This window comes from Streptomyces sp. JLYT201 (assembly GCF_059448825.1).
This window is the reverse complement of sequence record NZ_CM182551.1, coordinates 4,105,860-4,128,869: the sequence shown is the minus strand read 5'-3', so window position 1 is coordinate 4,128,869 and position 23,010 is coordinate 4,105,860. Positions and strand designations below refer to the sequence as shown.

Below are 23,010 nucleotides of genomic sequence, written 5' to 3'. Positions count from 1 at the left end.
CACCCGAGTTTCCGAGAGGGCTGAATCGCTCCCATGGCGAAGATCCTGAAGTTCGACGAGGACGCCCGTCGCGCCCTTGAGCGCGGCGTCAACAAGCTTGCCGACACCGTCAAGGTGACGATCGGCCCCCGCGGCCGCAACGTCGTCATCGACAAGAAGTTCGGCGCCCCGACCATCACCAACGACGGCGTCACCATCGCCCGTGAGGTCGAGGTCGAGGACCCGTACGAGAACCTCGGCGCCCAGCTGGTGAAGGAGGTGGCGACCAAGACCAACGACATCGCTGGCGACGGCACCACCACCGCCACCGTGCTCGCCCAGGCCCTGGTCAAGGAAGGCCTGCGCAACGTTGCCGCCGGTGCCTCCCCGGCCGCCCTGAAGAAGGGCATCGACGCCGCCGTCAAGGCCGTCTCCGACGAACTGCTCGCCACCGCGCGGCCGATCGACGACAAGTCCGACATCGCCGCCGTGGCCGGGCTCTCCGCCCAGGACCAGCAGGTCGGCGAGCTCATCGCCGAGGCGATGGACAAGGTCGGCAAGGACGGTGTCATCACCGTCGAGGAGTCCAACACCTTCGGTCTCGAGCTGGACTTCACCGAGGGCATGGCCTTCGACAAGGGCTACCTGTCGCCGTACTTCGTGACGGACCAGGAGCGCATGGAGGCCGTCCTCGAGGACCCGTACATCCTCATCCACCAGGGCAAGATCGCCTCCATCCAGGACCTGCTGCCGCTCCTGGAGAAGGTCATCCAGGCCGGCTCCTCGAAGCCGCTCCTGATCATCGCCGAGGACGTCGAGGGCGAGGCCCTCTCCACCCTCGTCGTGAACAAGATCCGCGGCACCTTCAACGCCGTCGCGGTGAAGGCCCCCGGCTTCGGCGACCGCCGCAAGGCGATGCTCGGCGACATGGCCACCCTCACCGGCGGCACCGTCATCGCCGAAGAGGTCGGCCTCAAGCTCGACCAGGTCGGTCTCGACGTGCTCGGCACCGCCCGCCGCGTGACGATCACCAAGGACGACACCACCATCGTCGACGGCGGCGGCAACGCCGGTGACGTCGAGGCCCGCGTCGCCCAGATCAAGGCCGAGATCGAGACCACCGACTCCGACTGGGACCGCGAGAAGCTCCAGGAGCGCCTCGCGAAGCTGGCCGGCGGCGTGTGCGTGATCAAGGTCGGCGCCGCCACCGAGGTGGAGCTGAAGGAGAAGAAGCACCGTCTGGAGGACGCCATCTCCGCGACCCGCGCCGCGGTCGAGGAGGGCATCGTCTCCGGTGGTGGCTCCGCGCTCGTCCACGCCGCCAAGGTGCTCGAGGGCGGCCTCGGCAAGGAGGGCGACGAGGCCACCGGTGTCGCCGTCGTCCGTGGCGCCGTCGTCGAGCCGCTGCGCTGGATCGCCGAGAACGCCGGCCTCGAGGGCTACGTCATCACCACCAAGGTGGCGGAGCTGGAGAAGGGCCAGGGCTTCAACGCCGCGACCGGCGAGTACGTCGACCTGGTCAAGGCCGGCGTCATCGACCCCGTGAAGGTCACGCGCTCCGCCCTGGAGAACGCGGCCTCCATCGCCTCCCTGCTGCTCACGACCGAGACCCTGGTCGTCGAGAAGCCGGCCGAGGAAGAGGCCGACGCCGGTCACGGCCACGGCCACGGTCACTCCCACTGAGCATGACCTGAGCCGAGCGGTCGGCCAGGACCGACGAAGGCCCGGTATCCCGTCGCGGGATACCGGGCCTTCGCGCTGTCCGCCCTGCCGTGCGGCTGTGCGTCTGCCGGGGTGCGCCGTCCCGTCGGCCGCGGGGTGTCGGTGGCTGCTCGCGCCCACGCGGCGAAGCCGCAAACGTATACAGCCCCGCGCCCCTTCGGAGGCGCCCGCTACCGCGGCCCGTACTTGCGGCCGGTCCTCGACGTCACCCCGCCGAGCAGGGCGCGCGGCGTCACCTTCACCACGCCCATCATCGCCTTGTAGCGGGGGTCCGGCACGGAGAGGGACTTGCCGCGGGCCAGGTCGGTGAGGGCGGTGGCGACGAGCTTGTCCACGTCCAGCCAGAGCCACTTGGGGATGTTGTCCGTGCCCATGCCCGCCCGCTCGTGGAACTCGGTGCGCACGAAGCCGGGGCACAGGGCCATCAGCCGCACCCCGGATCCGGCGAGGTCCCGCGCCGCGCCCTGGGTGAACTGCGCGATCCACGCCTTCGACGCCCCGTAGGTGCCGCGCGGCACGAAGGCGGCCACCGACGCCACGTTCACCACGCCCCCGCGCCCTCGCTCCCGCATCACCTCGACCGCCGCCGACGTCAGCCGGAGCACCGCCTCGCAGTGCACCTTCAGCATCGTCAGCTCGTCGGCCATGGGGACTTCCAGATAGCGGCCCTTGTTGGCGAAGCCCGCGTTGTTGACGAGCAGGTCGACCGGGTCGCGCCGGTTCGCGAGCCGCTGTTCGACGGCCGCGATCCCGTCGTCCGTGGAGAGGTCCGCCGTCAGTACCTCCACCTCGTTCCCGTGCCGGTCGTGCAACTCGGTCGCCTGCTCCCGCAGCCGCTTCGTGTCACGTGCCACCAGGACGAGGTTGTGGCCGTCGGTGGCCAGGCGCCGTGCGAAGGCGGCACCGATGCCCGAGGTCGCACCCGTGATGAGAGCCGTAGTCATGGACCAAGGCTAGTGAGGCCACGGGCGCCCCCGCGCCACGTGCCCCGCTCACCGGGCCGGCGCGGGCGCCCCGGCGCGCGTCAACCGCCGTGCTTCTCCACGTACTTGAGGGCCTTCTCCGTCGCCTCGGGGTGCAGCGCGTCCCCGGCCGCGAGCAGCCTCGGCAGCAGCGAGCGCTCCGAGGTCACCGCCCTGAACTGCAGCGCGACGGTGACGTCGTGGTCAGGGCGGTGCGCGATCTCGACCGTGTCGCCCGCCTGGATCACGCCCGGTTCGAGCACCCGCAGATACGCGCCGGGCAGCAACGCCTCGGTGAACCGCCGCACCCAGGCCTGCTCACCCAAGTGGCCCTGGAACGTACGGCACGGGATGCGGGACGAGGTGACCTCCAGGAGCAGGTCCGCGCCGACGCGCCAACGCTCCCCGATCAGCGCGCCGTTCACGTCGACGCCGGTCGTGGTGAGGTTCTCGCCGAACACGCCGTTGGGGAGCTCGCGGCCGAGCCGGCGCCCCCAGGTGTCGAGGTCCTCGCGCGCGAAGGCGTACACCGCCTGGTCGTTCCCGCCGTGGTGGCGCAGTTCGCCGATCGAGTCGCCCGCGAGTCCGCTGCCGCCGGTGCCCTTGGGGCCGGGCGCCGTCACCCGAACGGGCTCGTCCACGGGCTGTTTGTCGATCCCGGTGAGGCTGCTGGGGGCGCTGGTGTACGGGACGGACTTCAGACGGCCCACATTCACGGAGAGAAGCTTCATGCGGTCAGGCTAAGGGAGCGTGCTCAAAGCAGCTACACAATATTGTGCGTTCCTCCCAAGGGTCGCTTATGCTCGATGCATGATCGAGGCCCGTCATCTCCGTGTCCTGCGCGCCGTGGCCGCCACCGGCTCCTTCTCGGCCGCGGCCCGCGAGCTCGGCTGCACCCAGCCCGCCGTGAGCCAGCAGATGAAGGCCCTGGAGGCGTCCACGGGCACCCCGCTGCTCATCCGTACGGGCCGCGAGATGCGCCTCACGCAGGCGGGCGAGGCCCTGGTCAGGCATGCCGCGGGCATCCTCGCCGGGCTGACCGCGGCCGAGGAGGAGGTCGCCGCGATCGCGGGCCTGCGCGCGGGCCGGGTCCGGCTCGTCTCCTTCCCCAGCGGCTCCTCCACGCTCGTCCCCGGCGCACTCGCCGCCCTGCGCGCCGCCCACCCCGGCACCCGCGTCTCCCTGGAGGAGGCCGAGCCGCCGCGCTCGGTGGAGATGCTCCGTGAGGGCGACTGCGACGTGGCCCTCGCCTTCCGGTACGAGGGGGCGGGCGCCGCCGAGGAGTGGGACGACCTCGTCGTACGGCCCCTGCTCGCCGACCGGCTCGTCGGCCTGGTCCCGGAGGGGCACCGCCTGGCGAAGGCGGACGCCGTCACCATCGGCGAGCTGGCCGACGAGTCGTGGATCGCGGGCTGCCCGCGCTGCCGCCGCCAGCTCGTCGAGGTCTGCCGCGGCGCGGGCTTCGAGCCCCGCATCGACTTCGCGACCGACGACTACCCGGCGGTGATCGGCCTGGTCGGCGCGGGCCTCGGCGTCGCGGTCCTGCCCGAGCTCGCCCTGGAGTCGGTGCGTCCCAAGGGAGCCCGCGCGGTGGTGGTGGAGCCCGCCGTGCGCCGGGAGATCGTCGCGCTCACGCTGCCGGACCTGGCCCAGGTGCCGGCGGTCGCGGCCACCCTCGACCGACTGGCCCGCGCCGCCGAGCGCTGAGCGTGCCACCGAGCGCTGAGCGCGCCGCCGAGCGCCCGGTGACACGCCGGGCGCTCAGCCTGCGCCCGGCCCGCGCACGGGGGAGAGGAAACGTTCCTTCGCTGTGCCGGGCCCGCACGGTGTCAGGGGGAAGCGGCGCCTCCGCCCCCGGCCGACGCCGCGACCAGCCGGTTGCGCGCGCGCCCCATCAGCTCTTCCCGTTCGTCCTCGGTGAGGCCGCCCCACACGCCGTACGGCTCCCGTACGGCGAGCGCGTGTGCGGCGCACTCCGCGCGCACCGGGCAGCGCATGCAGACCTCTTTGGCCGAGTTCTCGCGCGCGCTCCGTGCCGCGCCGCGCTCGCCCTCCGGGTGGAAGAAGAGCGAGCTGTCCACCCCGCGGCAGGCCGCGAGGAGCTGCCAGTCCCACAGATCTGCGTTCGGTCCGGGGAGGCGGGAGAAATCTGCCATTGCGTGTCTCCTGGTAGCCGTCGTGACGCGGATACGGTGCCCATGACCGTACATCTACTGTCTAAGGAGATGAAAATATGACTCATTGCGAATCTAGCCACAGACACCGGGAAAAGGGAAGAAAAGCCGCTAAATGGGGCATAGCCCTCAACCGGGTATGTGCGGTTTCATGCCGCCTGTGCCGTGTCCGCGCCCTCACGTAGAGTGCCGAAGGCGGCAGTCCGACCCGTAACTCTTTCGAGTGACCATCGTTGAGAGTGCGGAGGCGGTTGAAACAACAAGCGCTCGGGCAGGTGTCCGAGAGCGTCAACCGCACAGGTGACGACTTGTACCAGCCTGGAGGCTCAAGGTGACGCGCATCAGCTGCGGAGGACGGCCATGACATCCGTCCTCGTCTGCGACGACTCCCCGCTCGCCCGAGAGGCGCTGCGCCGCGCGGTCGCGACCGTGCCCGGCGTGGAGCGCGTGACGACAGCGGCCAACGGCGAGGAAGTCCTCCGCCGCTGGGGCGCCGACCGCTCGGACCTGATCCTGATGGACGTACGCATGCCCGGACTGGGCGGCGTCGAGACCGTGCGGCGGCTGCTCTCCGCCGACCCCGGGGCGCGCATCATCATGCTCACCGTCGCCGAGGACCTGGACGGGGTCGCGCTCGCGGTCGCCGCGGGCGCCCGCGGCTATCTGCACAAGGACGCCTCGCGCGCCGAGCTGCGCGCGACCGTCACCCAGGCCCTCGCCGACCCGACCTGGCGGCTCGCGCCGCGGCGGCTGAGGTCGGCCGAGATGGGGGCCGCGCCCACGCTCACCGCGCGGGAGATCCAGGTCCTGGAGGGCATGAGCCACGGCCGGTCCAACGCGGAGATCGGGCGCGAGCTCTTCCTCTCCGAGGACACGGTGAAGACGCACGCCAGGCGCCTCTTCAAGAAGCTCGGCGCCTCGGACCGGGCGCACGCGGTGGCGCTCGGCTTCCGCTGGGGCCTGGTTCGCTAGACGGGTTGTCGCGGGGGGCATGGCGATCCCCGCCCGCCGTGCGGCGGGCGGGGCCATGGGTGCCCGCAGTCGCCCGCCGCGGGAGCGGCTTGTGGCGCTTCGTCGCCGATGCCGCATCCTTGAAGGTGTGGAGTTCCTTGGGGACGAGTCGGCCGAGCGCAAGGGGAGGGTGCGGGAGATGAGTTTCGGCGCACCTGCTCATAACGCTTCGGTGCACAACTATGGACGCGGTGCCACAGATCAGTCAGCGCCGAGGCACCATGGACCGATGCGCGAGGACAAGACGACGGTGATCGGTGCCCTCGTCCTTCGCGCTGTCGAGGGTGACGAGCAGGCCACGCACGACCTCCTGGCCCATGTGCACCCCCTCGCCATCCGCTACTGCCGCACCCGGCTCTCCCGACTCCCGGGTGACGCCCGCCACTTCGTGGAGGACCTCGCGCAGGAGGTCTGCGTCGCGGTCCTGCTCGCCCTGCCGCGCTACCGCGACACCGGGCGGCCCTTCGAGGCCTTCGTCTTCGCCATCGCCGCGCACAAGGTCGCGGACCTCCAGCGGGCGGCGATGCGCCACCCCGGATCGACCGCCGTGCCCTCGGACGAGATGCCCGAGCGGCCCGACGACTCCCTCGGGCCCGAGGAGCGCGCGCTGCTCAGCAGCGACGCGGAATGGGCCAAGAAGCTCCTGGCGAACCTCCCCGAGAACCAGCGCGAGCTGCTGCTGTTGCGCATCGCCGTCGGCCTCACGGCCGAGGAGACCGGGCAGATGCTGGGCATGTCGCCCGGCGCGGTCCGGGTGGCGCAGCACCGGGCGCTGAGCCGTCTGCGAGCCCTGGCCGAGCAGTAGGGCCCGCCCCGCGCCGGGGCGGCGGATCGCGCCCCGTTCCGGTTCCTCCCGGGCGGCGGTTCGCGCCCCGTTCCGGTTCCTCCCGAGCCGCGGACCCCCACTTCATTCCGGCCCCTGTGGCCAGGATCTCTTTTCCGCCGCGACGGCCCGTCGCGAAGCGGCGCACTCCGGCCGTACCGGGCACGACCCGGCCGACGAGGGCCCCGCGGAGACTCTGTGTGAACCTACGAAGCCGTAGGGCACCCGGAACTGTGGAATGAGAGAGCCACGCTTCCCGTTAGCATGGACATCCGCACCGATCAAGGCCATTTGGGGAAGGTGTCATGACTGCAAACGTCGACGGAGTGCCCGAGAAATTCGCGACACTCGGGCTGACCTACGACGACGTGCTGCTGCTGCCGGGCGCGTCGGACATGGCGCCCGGTGACATCGACACCGCCTCGCACGTCTCGAAGAACGTCCGGGTGAACGTCCCGCTGCTCTCGGCCGCGATGGACAAGGTCACCGAGTCCCGCATGGCCATCGCCATGGCCCGCCAGGGCGGCGTCGGCGTACTGCACCGGAACCTGTCGATCGCCGACCAGGCGAACCAGGTCGACCTGGTCAAGCGCTCCGAGTCCGGCATGGTGACGGACCCCATCACCGTGCACCCGGACGCCACGCTCGCCGAGGCCGACGCGATCTGCGCCAAGTTCCGCATCAGCGGCGTCCCGGTGACCGACGGCGCGGGCAAGCTGCTCGGCATCGTCACCAACCGCGACATGGCCTTCGAGGCGGACCGCTCCCGTCAGGTGCGCGAGGTCATGACGCCGATGCCCCTGGTCACCGGCAAGGTCGGCATCTCGGGCGTGGACGCCATGGAGCTGCTGCGCCGCCACAAGATCGAGAAGCTGCCGCTGGTCGACGACAGCGGCGTCCTCAAGGGCCTCATCACGGTCAAGGACTTCGTGAAGGCCGAGAAGTACCCGAACGCCGCGAAGGACGCCGAGGGCCGCCTGATCGTCGGTGCCGCCGTCGGCGTCGCCGGTGACGCCTTCGACCGCGCCCAGGCGCTGATCGAGGCGGGTGTCGACTTCATCGTCGTCGACACCGCGCACGGCCACTCCCGCCTGGTCGGCGACATGGTCGCCAAGATCAAGTCGAACTCCAGCGGCGTCGACGTCATCGGCGGCAACATCGCCACCCGTGACGGCGCGAAGGCCCTCATCGACGCCGGTGTCGACGGCATCAAGGTCGGCGTCGGCCCGGGCTCCATCTGCACGACCCGCGTCGTCGCCGGCATCGGCGTACCGCAGGTAACGGCCATCTACGAAGCGTCGCTCGCCGCCAAGGAGGCCGGTGTCCCGGTCATCGGCGACGGCGGCCTGCAGTACTCCGGAGACATCGCCAAGGCGCTCGTCGCCGGCGCGGACACGGTCATGCTCGGCTCGCTGCTCGCGGGCTGCGAGGAGTCCCCGGGCGAGCTGCTCTTCATCAACGGCAAGCAGTTCAAGTCGTACCGCGGCATGGGCTCCCTCGGCGCCATGCAGTCCCGTGGTGACCAGCGCTCCTTCTCCAAGGACCGGTACTTCCAGGAGGGCGTCGCCTCCGACGAGAAGCTGGTGCCCGAGGGCATCGAGGGCCAGGTTCCCTACCGCGGCCCGCTGTCCGCGGTCGTGCACCAGCTGGTGGGCGGTCTGCGCCAGTCGATGTTCTACGTGGGCGGCCGTACGGTGCCCGAGCTCCAGGCCAACGGCCGCTTCGTGCGGATCACGTCGGCGGGCCTCAAGGAGAGCCACCCGCACGACATCCAGATGACCGTCGAGGCACCGAACTACAGCCGCAACAAGTAGCGGCCACGCGCGCGTGTCGGGGATACTGGAACGGCATACGGAGTGCCGTAGGAAAGCTGAAGGGCCACACACGTGACTGAGATCGAGATCGGGCGCGGCAAGCGCGGCCGCCGGGCGTACGCCTTCGACGACATCGCCGTCGTACCGAGTCGGCGCACCCGCGACCCGAAGGAGGTCTCGATCGCCTGGCAGATCGACGCCTACCGCTTCGAGCTGCCCTTCCTCGCGGCCCCCATGGACTCCGTGGTGTCGCCGTCGACCGCCATCCGCATCGGCGAGCTCGGCGGCCTCGGCGTGCTGAACCTGGAAGGCCTGTGGACGCGGTACGAGGACCCGCAGCCGCTGCTCGACGAGATCGGTGAGCTGCCCGCCGAGGCCGCCACCCGCCGCCTCCAGGAGATCTACGCCGCCCCCATCAAGGAAGAGCTGATCGGGCAGCGCATCAAGGAGGTCCGCGACGCGGGCGTCGTCACCGCCGCCGCGCTCTCCCCGCAGCGCACCGCGCAGTTCTCCAAGGCCGTCGTGGACGCGGGCGTGGACATCTTCGTGATCCGCGGTACGACGGTCTCGGCCGAGCACGTCTCCGGCGCCGCCGAGCCGCTGAACCTGAAGCAGTTCATCTACGAGCTGGACGTCCCGGTCATCGTCGGCGGCTGCGCCACGTACACGGCCGCCCTGCACCTGATGCGCACCGGCGCGGCCGGTGTCCTCGTCGGCTTCGGCGGCGGCGCCGCCCACACCACGCGCAACGTCCTGGGCATCCAGGTCCCGATGGCCACCGCCGTGGCCGACGTCGCCGCCGCCCGCCGCGACTACATGGACGAGTCCGGCGGCCGCTACGTGCACGTCATCGCGGACGGCGGCGTGGGCTGGTCGGGCGACCTGCCCAAGGCCATCGCCTGCGGCGCGGACGCCGTGATGATGGGCTCCCCGCTCGCCCGTGCCACGGACGCGCCGGGCAAGGGCCACCACTGGGGCATGGAGGCCGTCCACGAGGACGTGCCGCGCGGCAAGAAGGTCGACCTGGGCACCGTCGGCACCACTGAGGAGATCCTCACGGGCCCGTCGCACATCCCGGACGGCTCGATGAACTTCTTCGGCGCCCTGCGCCGCGCCATGGCCACGACGGGCTACAGCGAGCTCAAGGAGTTCCAGCGCGTCGAGGTGACGGTGGCGGACTCCCAGCACAAGCGGTGACGTCGCACCGCGCTTGAGCAGCGCGCAGGGGCCCGGCCCGCCATCAGGCGGGCCGGGCCCCTGCGCGTGTGCGTGCGCTCTACTGCGCGGCGCGCTTGGCACCGCCGAAGGCGGCCACCGCGGCTATCGCGAAGAACACGAACGTCATCGCGTCGGCATCCTTCTTCCACGCCTCCTGGAGGAGGTCGAAGTGGTCGATGAAGATCTCCGAGAAGGTGAACGACGTCTTGTCCGCGGCGATCATCGCCTCGCCGACCAGCTGGCCCAGGTAGACGGCGCCGAGGGACAGGGCGGCCGAGATCACCGCGAGGGCGGGGTTGCGGCCGCCGACCTTGCCCGTGGCGAGGCCCACGACGAAGCCGACGCCCACGGCGGCCCAGCCGATCTCGTGCTCCGTGGCGCCGATGACGGCTCCGTAGACCCCGGCCGCGACGAGGGCGGTCACGACGGCGACGACGATGCCGAGGCCCGCGTTGCCCCGGGCGGGGGCGGGCGGCGCGGGCACCGTGTACGGGGGCTGGAAGCCGTTCTGCTGCTGCGGGAACGGGGCGTACGGCTGCTGGGGCTGCGGCTGGCCGTAGGGCTGCTGCGGCTGCTGGGGGTAGCCGTAACCCGGCTGGCCGTACGGTTGCTGAGCGCCGCCCTGGCCGTACGGATCGGCTCCGCCCTGGCCGTACGGGTAGCCGGGCTGGCCTGGAGGCGTGGGCTGCGTCATGTGGTTTCCCCCTGGGACATATGGGTGCACTGGTGTGCGGTAAATGGCTGGATCCGCACGGTAGCAGCAGCGGCGGGCATGCCCCAGGGGGTCGGACGAGGGGTCAGAGGCGGTGGGCGGCGCCCGCCGGGGTCGCGCCCCGGGTGTCGAGCAGGAGTTGGGCCTTCACGGCCAGGCCCTGGAGGTCGTAGGTGCGGTGCTGCTGGAGCAGGATCGTCAGATCGGCGTCGGCGGCCGCTTCGTAGAGGCTGTCCGCGCGCGGGACGGGATGGCCGAGAACGTTCCAGTGGGCCACGTACGGGTCGTGGTAGCTGACGGCGGCGCCGAGCTGCATGAGACGGACCGCGATCTCCTGGGCGGGAGCGCCCTGCTGGTCGGCGACGTCCGGCTTGTACGTGACGCCGAGCAGCAGCACGCGCGCGCCGCGGGCGGACTTGCCGTGTTCGTTGAGCAGGGTCGCGGCGCGCTGGATGACGTAGCCGGGCATGCGGTCGTTGACCTGCTGGGCGAGCTCGACCATGCGCAGGGGGCGGGCCCCGTGGGCCGGGCCCGGCACTTCCAGGGGCGCGCCGTGGCCGCCGACGCCGGGGCCGGGGCGGAAGGCCTGGAAGCCGAACGGCTTGGTCTCGGCACAGCGGATGACGTCCCAGAGGTCGATCCCGAGGTCGTGGCAGAGCACGGCCATCTCGTTGACCAATGCCATGTTCACGTGGCGGTAGTTGGTCTCCAGGAGGTGCACGGTTTCGGCTTCCCGTGGCCCACGCGCGCGTACGACCTTGTCGGTGAGGCGGCCGTAGAAGGCGGCCGCGGACTCGGTGCAGGCGGGGGTGAGGCCGCCGATGACCTTGGGGGTGCCGGCGTAGCCGTGGGTGCGGCTGCCGGGGTCGAGGCGGCCGGGGGAGTAGGCCAGGTGGAAGTCGCGTCCGGCGCGCAGGCCCGAGCCCTCTTCGAGGAGGGGGCGGAGGAATTCCTCCGTGGTTCCCGGGTAGGCGGGCGATTCGAGGATGACCGTGGTGTGCGGGCGCAGGCGTGCGGCCAGGGCGCGGGCGGCCTCGGCCACCGGGCCGAGGTCGAGCGTGCGGTCGGCCGCCTGCGGCGTGGGCGCGCAGATGACGGCGGTGCGGACCCGGCCGAGCTCGGCCGGGTCGGTGGTCGGGCGGAAGCCGCCCGCGAGCATGCGGCGGACGTCGGCGGCGGTGAGGGTGCCCTCCGCGCCGTCGCCGGGAAGGCGGCCGCTCGCGAGCTCGGGTGCGCGGGCGGGGTCGTAGCCGATGGTGGCGATGCCGCTGTGGGCGGCGGCCTGGGCCAGGGGCAGGCCGAGGTGGCCGAGGCCGATGACGGCGAGGTCTGCTGGCATGGCGGTGAGCCGTCCTTCCCAATAGCCGGAGCGGGACGAGGGCGCAAGCCCTGTGGACAAGATGGGCCAGCGCAATGTCAGACTAGGAGTAAATATGACCGATTTGCGGCATTGGGCCCCGCCCGTCGTCGGAGTGTTGTCCACAGGCGGTGGCTGAACTCGGCGAGCGCGACAAGAATCTGGGCATGATGTGAGCGCGACCACACCCGACGACCACGGGAGGCAGCGGTGAGGACAGCGACTCTGGGGCCGGCGGAGCGTGCCGAGTCACTCGCGGGCATGGCCGAGCGCGAGCTGGACATTCTCGTCGTGGGCGGCGGTGTGGTGGGCGCGGGCACCGCGCTCGACGCCGTGACGCGCGGCCTGAGCACGGGCCTGGTGGAGGCCAGGGACTGGGCGTCGGGCACGTCGAGCCGGTCGAGCAAGCTCATCCACGGTGGCTTGCGCTATCTGGAGATGCTGGACTTCGCGCTGGTCAGAGAGGCCCTGAAGGAGCGCGGCCTGCTGCTGGAGCGCCTCGCCCCGCACCTGGTGAAGCCGGTGCCGTTCCTGTATCCCCTCCAGCACCAGGGCTGGGAGCGGCTGTACGCCGGATCGGGCGTCGCGCTGTACGACGCGATGTCGATGGCGCGCGGCCACGGCCGGGGCCTGCCCATGCACCGCCACCTGACCCGGCGTCACGCCCTGCGCGTGGCCCCCTGTCTGAAGCGGGACGCCCTCGTCGGGGCCCTCCAGTACTACGACGCGCAGATGGACGACGCCCGCTATGTGGCCACCCTCGTGCGCACCGCGGCGGCCTATGGCGCCCGGACGGCCAACCGCGCGCGGGTGACCGGCTTCCTCCGCGAGGGCGAGCGGGTCGTCGGCGCCCGCGTCCAGGACGTCGAGGCGGGCGGGGAGTACGAGATCCGCGCGAAGCAGATCGTCAACGCCACCGGGGTGTGGACCGACGACACCCAGGCGATGGTCGGCGAGCGCGGCCAGTTCCACGTCCGGGCGTCCAAGGGCATCCATTTGGTCGTACCGAAGGACCGGATCAATTCGACGTCGGGTCTGATCCTGCGCACGGAGAAGAGCGTCCTGTTCGTCATCCCCTGGGGCAGGCACTGGATCGTCGGCACCACCGACACGGACTGGGACCTGGACAAGGCCCACCCTGCGGCCTCCAGCGCGGACATCGACTACCTCCTGGAGCATGTGAACTCGGTCCTCGCGGTCCCCCTCTCCCGCGACGACGTCCAGGGGGTGTACGCGGGCCTGCGCCCGCTGCTCGCCGGGGAGTCGGACGCCACGAGCAAGCTCTCCCGGGAGCACACGGTCGCGCACCCCGCGCCCGGCCTGGTCGTGGTGGCGGGCGGCAAGTACACGACGTACCGCGTCATGGCCAAGGACGCCGTGGACGAGGCGGTGCACGGCCTGGACCAGCGCGTCGCGGAGTGCGTCACCGAGGACATCCCCCTGGTCGGCGCCGAGGGCTATCGCGCGCTGTGGAACGCCCGCGCGGGCATCGCCGCGCGCACCGGCCTGCACGTGGTGCGCGTCGAGCACCTGTTGAACCGCTACGGCTCGCTGGCCGAAGAGGTCATCGAGCTGATCGAGGGCGACGCCTCGCTCGGCGCCCCGCTGCACGCGGCCGAGGACTATCTGCGCGCCGAAGTCGTCTACGCGGCCTCGCACGAGGGCGCCCGGCACCTGGACGACGTGCTGACCCGCCGCACCCGCATCTCCATCGAGACCTTCGACCGGGGCACGCGCAGCGCCCGCGAGTGCGCCGAGCTGATGGCGCCCGTGCTCGGCTGGGACAAGGACCAAGTCGAGCGCGAGGTCCAGCACTACGAGAAGCGGGTGGAGGCCGAGCGCGAGTCCCAGCGCCAGCCCGACGACCTGACGGCGGACGCGGCCCGCCTCGGGGCGCCGGACATCGTGCCCCTTTAGAGGCCGAGTGCGGGGTTGTCAAGGAAGGACACGCCAGAGATCGGGCGGTTTGACCGGAGCGGGGTGGCCAAGGAGGGTATGAGCAGGGGGGTTTGGGGTGGTGCGCAGGGGTTCGCGAGGCGACGAAGTCCACCATGTGGGACATCCGACCCGCGGCGTTGACCGGTCCTCGGGTGAGGGACAATGAAGGCTCTGTCAGGGCGGGTTGTGCGGGTAGCTGAGGGGACGCATGTCGGAGGCGGAGCAGACGGGCGGGGCCCGTCAGGATCAGAGCGCGCGTCTCCTCGCGGGCCGGTACCGGCTCGGTGACGTGCTCGGCCGGGGCGGCATGGGCACGGTCTGGCGGGCGAAGGACGAGACGCTGGGCCGCACGGTCGCCGTGAAGGAGCTGCGCTTCCCTTCCAGCATCGACGACGAGGAGAAGCGGCGCCTCATCACCCGCACCCTCCGCGAGGCCAAGGCGATCGCCCGGATCCGCAACACCGGCGCGGTGACGGTCTATGACGTGGTCGACGAGGACGACCGGCCGTGGATCGTGATGGAGCTCGTCGAGGGCAAGTCCCTCGCCGAGGCCGTCCGCGAGGACGGGCTGCTCACGCCGCGGCGCGCGGCCGAGGTCGGGCTCGCCGTGCTCGACGTGCTGCGCTCCGCGCACCGCGAGGGCATCCTGCACCGCGACGTGAAGCCGTCCAACGTCCTCATCGCCGAGGACGGCCGGGTGGTCCTCACCGACTTCGGCATCGCCCAGGTCGAGGGCGACCCGTCCATCACCTCGACGGGCATGCTCGTCGGCGCTCCCTCGTACATCTCGCCGGAGCGGGCGCGCGGCCACAAGCCCGGCCCAGCGGCCGACATGTGGTCGCTCGGCGGGTTGATCTACGCGGCGGTGGAGGGCGTGCCGCCGTACGACAAGGGCTCGGCCATCGCCACGCTCACCGCCGTCATGACGGAGGCGGTCGACCCTCCGGAGAACGCCGGTCCGCTGCTGGAGAAGGTCATCTACGGCCTGCTCGCCAAGGACCCCGAGCAGCGGCTCGACGACGCGAGCGCGCGGGCCCTGCTCCAGGAAGTGATCAACTCCCCGGACGGCGCGGCCGACAGGCGCCCCGAGGACCCGGCGGACGCCACGAAGGTCGTACCCCTGCCGCCGGTGCCTCCGGTGCCCGCACAGGGTCCCGGGACCTCCGGCGGCCGTAAGGGCGAGGAGGCGGCGGAGCGGCTGAAGGGCGCGTTCCGTTCGGTGCGCAAGAAGGCGGCCGCGGCGGCGACGTCCCGGAGCGCGGGAGCCGCGGCGGCCGGTGGTAGTGCCACGGCGCTCGGCGGTTCCGCCACGGACCGGGGCACGGGCAGCGGCGCGCCCGCGACGGGTTCCCCTGCCGGAGCCCCGCCCGCAACCCCGGCGGCCGGAGCGATCGCTTCGGGGAACCGTACGGCGGGCACGAGCACCGGCGCGGGTGTTCCGGTACGGCCCACGACCGGCCCGGCGGCGACGCGTGCCACCGCGGTGGGCTCCGGCGCGGGCACGGCCACCGGCCTCGGCGCCGGTGCTGGTTCCGGTGTCGGCTCCGGTGCCGGTGTCGGCGCCGGGATGAACTCCGCCGCCGCGGGGGGCGGTTCCCCGCACGGCGCCCATGTGCCCGCCCAGCCCGGGACGCCGCCCGGCACACCGCCCAGACCGCCCGCCCGGGCGCCGCTCACGGACGTGGTGCCCCGGCGCACGCTGGTGATCATCGCGGTGGTCGTCGTGCTCGCCGTGCTCGGCACGGTGCTCGCCTTCGCGCTCAACGGCGACGAGGGCGACAAGGGCGGCAAGGGCTCCGGCACCTCCGCCTCCAGCGGCGCGAGCGCGGGCGGCGAGGGCAAGGGCAAGGACGCGGACGACGAGAAGTCCGGCGGGTCCGGTTCCGGCAAGGGCGACCGGGGCGAGGGCGACCGGGGCGATGGCCAGGACTCCGGCAAGGACGACGGCGCGGGCCAGGGCGCGCCCATCGGCGGGGACGGCAAGGAGAAGGGCAAGGGCAGGGGCGACGGCGCCGAGACGACGCACAAGCACCCGCAGGGCTTCTCGATCGGCCTGCCCAAGGGCTGGTCCTTCAAGAGCACGGACCGCGCGGGCGCGCGCTTCACGGGGCCGGACGACCAGCGGCTGCTCGTCGGCTGGACCACCACGCCCAAGGACGACCCGGTGGCCGACTGGAAGAACCAGGAGTCGGGCATGCGCCGGGCGGCGTACAAGCGGATCCGAATAGAGAAGGTGGACTTCCGCGGCTGGCTCACGGCCGACTGGGAGTTCACCTACGTCGACGGCGGCACCAAGTACCGCTCGGTCGACCGCGGCTTCGTGGTCAACGGCGGTCTCGGCTACGGACTGATGTACACGTCGAAGGCCGACCGCTGGGACGATGACCAGCGCCGGGACACCTGGCGGACGTTCACGCGCACGTTCGAGCCCAAGAAGTGACGCGGGAGTGATCTGAGGGGGATCTGAGGGGGATCCTAGGAGTGGTTCGAGGAGCGGGCCGGGCGAAGACCCGGGAGGTGGCCCCGCGGATGATCCGCGAACGGGCCCCGAGAAGAGCCGGAACCGGTGGTTGACGATCCGGTGAGATCTGGCATCCCGTCAATACGGTCCGGCCTGGAGACGTATCGTGAGTGCTTGCGGAGGGTAAGCAAGCGCAACGAGCCGTAAAACGAACGGAATTGACCACCGGGCGGTTGGGGGAGGCATCGTGGACGACTATGCGGGACGGGTGCTCGCCGACCGCTACCGCCTGCCGCTGCCGCCGGCCGATGAGTACGAGTTCGCCGAGACCCGCGCCTTCGACACCTACAGCGGCCAGGAAGTCCTGGTCAGGCAGGTCCCCTTGCCGGAGGTCGTCGAGGCGGAAGTGGTCGGCGACGAGGGCTACGGCGACGGCGACCTGAGCGACGTCCTGCCCGGCGGGCTGCCCGAGGGCTTCAGGAGCGCGGGCTCCGGCGCGCGGGGCGCGCGGACCCCCAGGCGCCCCGGCGCGCGGGCCACGCGCAGGCCCAGCGACCCCGCGGTGCGCCGGGCCATAGAGGCCGCGCAGGCCGCCGCGCGCATCCCCGACCATCCGCGTCTGGACCAGGTCTTCGACGTGTTCGCGGAGGACGGCTCGCTGTGGATAGTCAGTGAACTGGTGGCGGCCCGGCCGCTCGCGGCGCTGCTCGCCGACAAGCCCCTGAATCCGTTCCGCGCGGCGGAGGTCGCGGCCGACGTCGTGACCGCGCTGCGCGTGCTGCACGCGCACGGCTGGGTCCACCGGAACATCACCGCGCGCACGGTGCTCGTCTGCGACGACGGGCGCGTGCTTCTCACGGGGCTCGCGGCGGGCGCGGCGGAGGAGGCCCTGTGCGGGTACGACCCGCGGCCCGAGGGCGAGGACTTCTCCGGCTTCACGGAGCCCGCGGGCGCCCTCGCGGACGGAGAGGCCCGCGGCGTGGCGGCGGTCCCGGAGCCCGCGTACGAGCCCGACCCGCCGTACGAGACCTACGAGTCCGACGGGCCCGACGGCTCCGACGCGTATGCACCCGACGCGTACGAGCCGGGCGCCGCGTACGAGACCGAGTCCGCCCCCGAGCCGGACGCCCGGACCGGGCCCGACTACGCATCCGACCTGCGGGCGGCGCGCGCCGGTGCGATCGCCGCGTACCGCGCGGGCGCGGCCCGGGCGGCGGCCCAGGTCAGCGAGGCCGACACCGGTGGCGCCAGCGGCCGGATCGCGGACCCGTACGGAGTGCGCGGAGCTCGCGAGGCCCACGGCAACGGCGCGCGGGAGAGCTGGAACGGCGGCGGGCGCAAGCAGTGGCACGGCGCCGTGCCCCGGGCCGGAGTGCCCGCGCAGGGCGACGCCCTGGCCCCGAGCCTGGCCAAGCGGTCCGCGCCGCCGCAGCGGCAGGCCCCGCTGGACGACGACGCGTACGACAGGTACGACACGCGCGACACGTACGACCCGCGCGACGCCTACGACGGGCACGACGGGCACGACAGGTACGGCGCCTCGGCGGAGGAGGCCCAGGAGGCCGCCGAGTACGAGGGCTCCGAGCCGGACGGCCGTGCGCTCAGCGGCCGTTGGGACGACCCCGCGGCCGAGCGGCGCCCCCGGCGCGGCCCCGCCACCGCGCTCGCCGCCGAGCGGGCCCGGCACGCGCGGATGACGGTCGTGGGCGCGGTCACCGAGCGCTGGGCCCCCGAGCAGGCCGGTCCCGTGCACGAGAACTGGCAGCTCGCCGCGCCCATCGGCCCCGCAACCGACCTGTGGGCGCTCGGCGCGCTGCTCTTCCGCGCCGTCCAGGGCCATGCGCCCTACCCGGAGGAGAGCACCGCCGAGCTGGTGCAGATGGTGTGCGCGGAGCCGCCCGCGTTCGCCGAGGAGTGCGGGCCGCTGCGGCCGGTCGTGGAGTCGCTGCTGCGTCAGGACCCGACCGAGCGCATCGACTTCGAGGAGCTGAGCGGCTGGCTGCGCTCCCTGGTGCGATCGGCGCCGGAGCCGGACGCGGGCACGCACGTGGTCCCGGCACCGCCGTACGACGGCGGCAGGCTGCCCGTCGTGCGCCACCGCGGCGAGGTCGTGCGCAAGCGGCGCCCGCCCGCGCCGGTCGCCACGGGCACCGGCCACGGCCGTCACAAGCGCGGCCGGGAGCACACCCGGGACACCAAGCCGGTGCGGGCACCCCGCCCGGAGCGGGAGCCGCGTCCCGCACAGGGGCCGCGTTCACTCGGCCGGGTGCTGCTCCTGGTGATCCTCGCGGGGCTCGTGGCGGCGGTCACGTACGCGATGCTGTTCATGCCCAAGGCCGATGAGAACGAGGGCGCGGGGCGCACGGGCAACGCGGGTGAGTCCAGCACCGCCCCGGACGACCGCCCCGCGGGCAACGGCAAGCCGGGCCGAGGCGGCGACACCGACGACAAGGGCGAGGGCCAGGGCGGCAAGCCGGGGAAGACGCCCGACGGCGAGAAGACGCCCGGCTCGCAGCAGCCGCAGACCACCGCGCCCGACCTGGCGCCCGGCTTCACGCTGCGCAAGGACACGGAGGGCTTCCGCGTCGCCGTGGCCAGTGGCTGGCAGCGCCAGGCGATGAACGGCCGGGAGCAAGTGCTCTACACCCACGGCAGGTTCGAGCTCCTCGTCGTCCCGGGCCGGGACAGCACCGGGGACTACGGCACGGACCCGATGAAGTACCAGAAGGAGGACGAGCGCGAGCTCCAGCCGTTCCGGGACTCCTCCTGGGCCACGTCCAGTGGGATGCGCCGGGTCGACGTGGGCGGCCGCGCCATGGCGGAGGGCCAGTTCACCTGGCAGGGGTCGGACGGCACGGAGGTCTTCGTGCGCAATCTGGCGCTGATCGTGGACGGCAAGTACCACGTGGTGCAGGTGCGCGGCCCGGAGGCCGAACGGGACGAGGTGGACCGGCTGTACGAGCAGGCGTCGAAGTCGTACCAGGCCACGGGCTGACGTTCCCCGGAGTCGGCGGCCAGAGGGTGCACGACCGCGCCGGAACCCGCGCCGGAAGCGCGCCGGACCGCACCGCATCGACGACGGACTGACGGTGGACCGACGGCGGACAGAACCGAACCGCCCCAGCCCACGTCTTCGTCGGCGCCGGGCAGAACTGGAAGTACCCCCTCCGTACGCGGGGGTAATGCGGGGATTCACGGTGGAACGGCGAAGAACCGGGGCCGCATCCGTCACAGTGCGGCTTCCGGCCACCCCCTCCCGTTCCCTGCCTTCCCACGCCTCCTTACCCTTGGCTCTGTCAGAACCTGGGCCCTGTCAAGACCAACTGCGGGGGAACGTGAATCAGATGCAGGGCCTGCTCCTCGCCGGCCGCTACCGGCTGGGTGAGTCCATCGGCAGCGGTGGCATGGGGCGGGTATGGCGCGCGCGGGACGAGGTGCTGCACCGGGCCGTCGCCGTCAAGGAGCTGACGGCCGCCCAGTGGGTGCAGGAGGCCGACCGCGCGGTCCTGCTGACGCGCACCCAGACGGAGGCGCGGGCCCAGGCGCAGATCAACCACTCCGCCGTCGTCACCGTCCACGACGTACTCGAGTACGACGACCGGCCGTGGATCGTGATGGAACTCGTCGAGGGCTGCTCGCTCGCCGACGCGGTCAAGGAGCGGGGCCGCGTCGAGGCGCGCGAGGTCGCCCGCATCGGCCTGTGGGTGCTGCGCGCCCTGCGGGCCGCGCACACCGCCGGGGTCCTGCACCGCGACATCAAACCGGGCAACGTCCTGCTGTCGGACGACGGCCGGGTGCTGCTCACCGACTTCGGCATCGCGGCGATCGAGGGCGACAAGACCATCACGCGCACCGGCGAAGTGGTGGGCTCCGTCGACTATCTGGCGCCCGAGCGGGTCAGCGGCGCCAACCCCGGCCCCGCGGCCGACCTGTGGGCGCTCGGCGCCACGCTGTACACGGCGGTGGAGGGCAACTCGCCGTTCCGCCGCACCTCGCCGCTCGGCACCATGCAAGCCGTGGTGACGGAGGAGCCCGCGGCGGCCGCGCACGCCGGAGCCCTCGGCCCGGTCATCGACGCGCTGCTGCGCAAGGACCCGACCGCGCGGCCGAGCGCGGACGAGGCGGAGCAGATGCTCGCCGAGGCCGCGGAGGGGCGCAGGCCCAGCACCGCGCAGGCGTACGTACCGACGCGGACCAACCAGCTGCCGCCGCCGCCCGTGGCCCAGCCCGCGACCGCGCCGCAGACTGCCCCCGCGACCCCCACGCCCTTCACACCCCCCGCGGCGCCCGGCAGGGGCCGCTGGGTCAGACGGCTCGCGCTGGTCGCCGCGGCGGCGCTGCTCGGCGGCGGCGCGGTGTTCGGATACCTGCAGTTCGGCGGTGACAACGGCGACCGCGCCCGCGCCGAGGCCAGCGAGGGGACGGGAACCAAGGACGGCAAGGACGGCAAGGACGGCGACCGGATCGTCGGCGGCATCCCCGCCGACTGGGAGCGGGTGCGCGACGCCGAGGGCTTCAGCCTGATGCTGCCCAAGGGCTGGTCGCGACGCGTCGACGGCAACCAGATCGACTACACGCCGGACAACGGCCGCCACTTCGTGCGCATCGCCATCGACCGCAGCCCGGACTTCGACAGCCCCTACGCCCACCAGATCGACCTGGAGCGGCAGCTCAAGCTGCCGAACTACCAGCGCCTGCACCTGAACTCCAACAACTTCCGCGACCACCCCGGCGCGCTGTGGGAGTTCCGCTGGACGGCGGGTTCGAGTGACACCACCAAGGGCCCCCGGCACGCCATCGAGCAGGGGTACATCAACGGTGACGGTGTCGAGTACATGATCTACATGTCGGGTCCCGAGGCGAGCTGGGACACCACGCGGGAGCAGTTCGACGCGGTGCTGCGCGGCTGGCGCGACTGAGCCCGCGCCGACGGCCTGAAGCGGGGCTGCGCGACTGACCCCGCCCTGGCGGCCTGAAGCGGTACCGCGCGACTGGCCCCGCGCGGGCGGCCTGAACTGGCCGGTCTCCGGCCCCACCTGCGGTGGTCCGGATCGACGGCCACACCTCTGGGGCATGATGGCCGCATGGGGAGCCTGGGTGACAGCACCCGTGTGATCGCCGGTCGTTACCGCATCGAAGCGCGGCTCGGCCGGGGCGGCATGGGTGTCGTGTGGCGGGCCAGTGACCAGCTCCTCGGCCGCCGGGTCGCCGTCAAGGAACTCGCGGTCGACGAGACCCTCTCCGAGGACGAGGCCGCCCGGCAGCGCGAGCGCACCCTGCACGAGGCGCGCGCGGTGGCGCGGCTGAGCCATCCGCACATCGTGGTCGTGCACGACGTGGTGGTCCAGGACGGTCACGCGTACCTCGTCATGGAGTACGTCGACGGCGTGTCGCTCGCGCGGCGCATCGCCCGCTCGGGGCCGCTCGCCCCGCACGCGGCGGCCCGGGTCGGCCTCGATCTGCTCGGCGCGCTGCGCACCGCGCACGCCGCCGGGATCCTGCACCGCGACCTGAAGCCCGCGAACGTGCTCATCGAGGAGGCCACCGGCCGCGTCGTCCTCACGGACTTCGGGATCGCGCAGGTCAGCGGGGCTACGACGCTCACCGAGAGCGGGTCGTTCGTCGGCTCGCCGGAGTACACCGCGCCCGAGCGGATGTCCGGCGAGCGCACCGGGCCCGCGTCCGACCTGTGGTCGCTCGGGGCGCTGCTCGTCGCGGCGGTCACCGGCGAGTCGCCGTTCCGCCGCGACTCGATCGGCGGGGTGCTGCACGCCGTCGTCTTCGACGAGATACGCCCGCCGCCCGCCGCGGCGCCGCTCGCGCCCGTCGTCCTCGGGCTGCTCGAACGCGACCCGGAGCGACGGCTCGACGCGGCCTCGGCGGAGCGGCTGCTGCGGACGTACGTCGTGACCGGCACGATGCCGAGGCTCGACGGGGACCGGTCGGGCTCCGGTCTGCTGCCCGCCGCGTTATGGCCGGGCCGCCATCCGTCCGCCCCTCGTGACCTGCCCCGATACCAGCGGACCAGGGCCGCGGTGCTGCTGCCGCTGCCGGCGGACCCCTACGGGCCCGGACCCGCCGCCCGGCAGCGGCTGAACCGGCGGCAGGGCCGCACCATGCTCATCGCCGCCGTCCTGGTCGCCGCCGTGGCGGGCGGCGCGGTCTCGGCCGCCGCGCTCCTGCTCGGCCGCGACGGCGAAGGGGAGGGGGGAAATCCGGCCACGTCGGCCACGCGGGACGGGCCCGGCACCGCGGCCACCGGCGCTCCCCGGCCCACGGCCACCTCCACGGTCACCAAGACGCCGGACTCCGTGCGGCCCTCCACGCCCGACGCCCCGCGCGGCTACCGCCTCGCGAAGGACCCGCGCGGCTTCACGCTCGCCGTGCCCACGGGCTACCGGCGCACCACGGCCGGGCCGCGCACCTACTACACCTCCCCGGACGGCGCCTTCCGCGTCGGCATCGAGGCCGCGGCCCCGGTGCCCGGCGGCCCGTCCGCGGTCCAGCGCCGCGCGCACGCGGCGGGCTCCGAGCGCGTCCCCGGCTACAGCGACGGGCAGGTCACCGAGACCACCCGCAACGGCCGCCCCGCCGCGCTGTGGCAGTTCACCCGGGACGGCCCGCTCCGCACCTACGACCTGTGCTGGGAGGAGGGCGGGCGGATGTACGACGTGTGGGTGTCGGCTCCGCTGCCCGAATCCGGGCGGGGGCGGCGGTACTTCGACACCGCGGTCGACACGTTCGTACGCCGCTGACGGGCCCGGCGGGGGCGTGAGTTCCCGGGCCGTGCATCACCCCGGTCACAAGTAGGGACCCCGGCTGGAATCAGACACGTCAGG

Annotated in this window: 16 protein-coding genes; 11 read left to right on the top strand and 5 right to left on the bottom strand. The window is 72.8% G+C overall.

Going from position 1 to position 23,010, the window contains the following annotated elements; all coding sequences use genetic code 11:
• Positions 1 to 33 precede the first annotated feature (33 nt).
• Complete coding sequence (gene groL / locus AC5WAM_RS16610) at positions 34 to 1,662, top strand: chaperonin GroEL (RefSeq protein WP_366789164.1); 1,629 nt, start codon at positions 34 to 36, stop codon at positions 1,660 to 1,662.
• A gap of 209 nt (positions 1,663 to 1,871) precedes the next feature.
• On the opposite strand, the gene AC5WAM_RS16605 is transcribed toward groL, so the two are convergent.
• Both AC5WAM_RS16605 and AC5WAM_RS16600 read right to left on the bottom strand, forming a co-directional pair.
• On the bottom strand, positions 1,872 to 2,645 hold the full coding sequence (locus tag AC5WAM_RS16605) for an SDR family NAD(P)-dependent oxidoreductase (RefSeq protein WP_366789165.1): 774 nt from the start codon (positions 2,643 to 2,645) through the stop codon (positions 1,872 to 1,874).
• An 80-nt stretch (positions 2,646 to 2,725) separates the two neighbouring features.
• Positions 2,726 to 3,394, bottom strand: a complete 669-nt coding sequence (locus AC5WAM_RS16600) for an MOSC domain-containing protein (RefSeq protein ID WP_366789166.1) — start codon at positions 3,392 to 3,394, stop codon at positions 2,726 to 2,728.
• A 79-nt stretch (positions 3,395 to 3,473) separates the two neighbouring features.
• Between AC5WAM_RS16600 and AC5WAM_RS16595 the strand changes: the two genes are divergently transcribed.
• The gene (locus AC5WAM_RS16595) at positions 3,474 to 4,370 is read left to right on the top strand and encodes a LysR family transcriptional regulator (RefSeq protein ID WP_366789167.1); all 897 of its coding nucleotides are present in this window, start codon (positions 3,474 to 3,476) and stop codon (positions 4,368 to 4,370) included.
• A 122-nt stretch (positions 4,371 to 4,492) separates the two neighbouring features.
• Here AC5WAM_RS16595 and AC5WAM_RS16590 read toward each other — a convergent pair whose 3' ends face one another.
• Positions 4,493 to 4,819 carry a WhiB family transcriptional regulator gene (locus AC5WAM_RS16590; protein WP_138961348.1) on the bottom strand — a complete coding sequence of 109 codons (327 nt, stop codon included), beginning with the start codon at positions 4,817 to 4,819 and terminating at the stop codon, positions 4,493 to 4,495.
• A gap of 378 nt (positions 4,820 to 5,197) precedes the next feature.
• On the opposite strand from AC5WAM_RS16590, the gene AC5WAM_RS16585 reads away from it, so the two are divergent.
• The 4 genes from AC5WAM_RS16585 to AC5WAM_RS16570 all read left to right on the top strand — a co-directional run bounded on the left by AC5WAM_RS16585 (position 5,198) and on the right by AC5WAM_RS16570 (position 9,682).
• Positions 5,198 to 5,809, top strand: coding sequence for a response regulator transcription factor (locus AC5WAM_RS16585; protein ID WP_003948568.1), 612 nt, complete (start codon positions 5,198 to 5,200; stop codon positions 5,807 to 5,809).
• Positions 5,810 to 6,077: 268 nt separating this feature from the next.
• On the top strand, positions 6,078 to 6,653 hold the full coding sequence (locus AC5WAM_RS16580; protein WP_366789170.1) for a sigma-70 family RNA polymerase sigma factor: 576 nt from the start codon (positions 6,078 to 6,080) through the stop codon (positions 6,651 to 6,653).
• 323 nt (positions 6,654 to 6,976) lie between these two features.
• The gene (gene guaB / locus AC5WAM_RS16575; protein WP_366789171.1) at positions 6,977 to 8,485 is read left to right on the top strand and encodes an IMP dehydrogenase; all 1,509 of its coding nucleotides are present in this window, start codon (positions 6,977 to 6,979) and stop codon (positions 8,483 to 8,485) included.
• A 72-nt stretch (positions 8,486 to 8,557) separates the two neighbouring features.
• Entirely contained in the window at positions 8,558 to 9,682 is a 1,125-nt protein-coding gene (locus AC5WAM_RS16570; RefSeq protein ID WP_030681695.1) for a GuaB3 family IMP dehydrogenase-related protein, read from the top strand.
• Positions 9,683 to 9,761: 79 nt separating this feature from the next.
• Here the strand turns inward: AC5WAM_RS16570 and AC5WAM_RS16565 are convergent, their stop codons facing one another.
• Together AC5WAM_RS16565 and AC5WAM_RS16560 are read right to left on the bottom strand one after the other, a co-directional pair.
• Entirely contained in the window at positions 9,762 to 10,397 is a 636-nt protein-coding gene (locus AC5WAM_RS16565) for a hypothetical protein (protein ID WP_495523031.1), read from the bottom strand.
• Positions 10,398 to 10,500: 103 nt separating this feature from the next.
• Positions 10,501 to 11,754, bottom strand: coding sequence for a nucleotide sugar dehydrogenase (locus AC5WAM_RS16560; protein WP_138961352.1), 1,254 nt, complete (start codon positions 11,752 to 11,754; stop codon positions 10,501 to 10,503).
• Between the two features lie 228 nt (positions 11,755 to 11,982).
• Here AC5WAM_RS16560 and AC5WAM_RS16555 point away from each other — a divergent pair, with 228 nt between their 5' ends.
• The 5 genes from AC5WAM_RS16555 (at position 11,983) to AC5WAM_RS16535 (ending at position 22,926) form a co-directional block, all read left to right on the top strand.
• Positions 11,983 to 13,689 (top strand): glycerol-3-phosphate dehydrogenase/oxidase, encoded by a 1,707-nt coding sequence (locus AC5WAM_RS16555; RefSeq protein ID WP_366789173.1) that lies wholly within the window; start codon positions 11,983 to 11,985, stop codon positions 13,687 to 13,689.
• Between the two features lie 229 nt (positions 13,690 to 13,918).
• Positions 13,919 to 16,150 carry a serine/threonine-protein kinase gene (locus AC5WAM_RS16550; protein WP_495523030.1) on the top strand — a complete coding sequence of 744 codons (2,232 nt, stop codon included), beginning with the start codon at positions 13,919 to 13,921 and terminating at the stop codon, positions 16,148 to 16,150.
• A 268-nt stretch (positions 16,151 to 16,418) separates the two neighbouring features.
• Positions 16,419 to 19,166 carry a serine/threonine kinase C-terminal domain-containing protein gene (locus AC5WAM_RS16545; RefSeq protein WP_495523029.1) on the top strand — a complete coding sequence of 916 codons (2,748 nt, stop codon included), beginning with the start codon at positions 16,419 to 16,421 and terminating at the stop codon, positions 19,164 to 19,166.
• A gap of 349 nt (positions 19,167 to 19,515) precedes the next feature.
• On the top strand, positions 19,516 to 21,090 hold the full coding sequence (locus tag AC5WAM_RS16540) for a serine/threonine-protein kinase (protein WP_495523598.1): 1,575 nt from the start codon (positions 19,516 to 19,518) through the stop codon (positions 21,088 to 21,090).
• A gap of 165 nt (positions 21,091 to 21,255) precedes the next feature.
• The gene (locus AC5WAM_RS16535; RefSeq protein ID WP_495523028.1) at positions 21,256 to 22,926 is read left to right on the top strand and encodes a serine/threonine-protein kinase; all 1,671 of its coding nucleotides are present in this window, start codon (positions 21,256 to 21,258) and stop codon (positions 22,924 to 22,926) included.
• Positions 22,927 to 23,010: the final 84 nt, after the last annotated feature.

Excerpts from the sequence above, each read along its gene's own strand:
- groL (WP_366789164.1), top strand. The coding sequence starts at position 34 with ATGGCGAAGATCCTGAAGTTCGACGAGGACGCCCGTCGCGCCCTTGAG.
- AC5WAM_RS16605 (WP_366789165.1), bottom strand. The coding sequence starts at position 2,645 with ATGACTACGGCTCTCATCACGGGTGCGACCTCGGGCATCGGTGCCGCC.
- AC5WAM_RS16600 (WP_366789166.1), bottom strand. The coding sequence starts at position 3,394 with ATGAAGCTTCTCTCCGTGAATGTGGGCCGTCTGAAGTCCGTCCCGTAC.
- AC5WAM_RS16595 (WP_366789167.1), top strand. The coding sequence starts at position 3,474 with ATGATCGAGGCCCGTCATCTCCGTGTCCTGCGCGCCGTGGCCGCCACC.
- AC5WAM_RS16590 (WP_138961348.1), bottom strand. The coding sequence starts at position 4,819 with ATGGCAGATTTCTCCCGCCTCCCCGGACCGAACGCAGATCTGTGGGAC.
- AC5WAM_RS16585 (WP_003948568.1), top strand. The coding sequence starts at position 5,198 with ATGACATCCGTCCTCGTCTGCGACGACTCCCCGCTCGCCCGAGAGGCG.
- AC5WAM_RS16580 (WP_366789170.1), top strand. The coding sequence starts at position 6,078 with ATGCGCGAGGACAAGACGACGGTGATCGGTGCCCTCGTCCTTCGCGCT.
- guaB (WP_366789171.1), top strand. The coding sequence starts at position 6,977 with ATGACTGCAAACGTCGACGGAGTGCCCGAGAAATTCGCGACACTCGGG.
- AC5WAM_RS16565 (WP_495523031.1), bottom strand. The coding sequence starts at position 10,397 with ATGACGCAGCCCACGCCTCCAGGCCAGCCCGGCTACCCGTACGGCCAG.
- AC5WAM_RS16560 (WP_138961352.1), bottom strand. The coding sequence starts at position 11,754 with ATGCCAGCAGACCTCGCCGTCATCGGCCTCGGCCACCTCGGCCTGCCC.
- AC5WAM_RS16550 (WP_495523030.1), top strand. The coding sequence starts at position 13,919 with ATGTCGGAGGCGGAGCAGACGGGCGGGGCCCGTCAGGATCAGAGCGCG.
- AC5WAM_RS16540 (WP_495523598.1), top strand. The coding sequence starts at position 19,516 with ATGCAGGGCCTGCTCCTCGCCGGCCGCTACCGGCTGGGTGAGTCCATC.
- AC5WAM_RS16535 (WP_495523028.1), top strand. The coding sequence starts at position 21,256 with ATGGGGAGCCTGGGTGACAGCACCCGTGTGATCGCCGGTCGTTACCGC.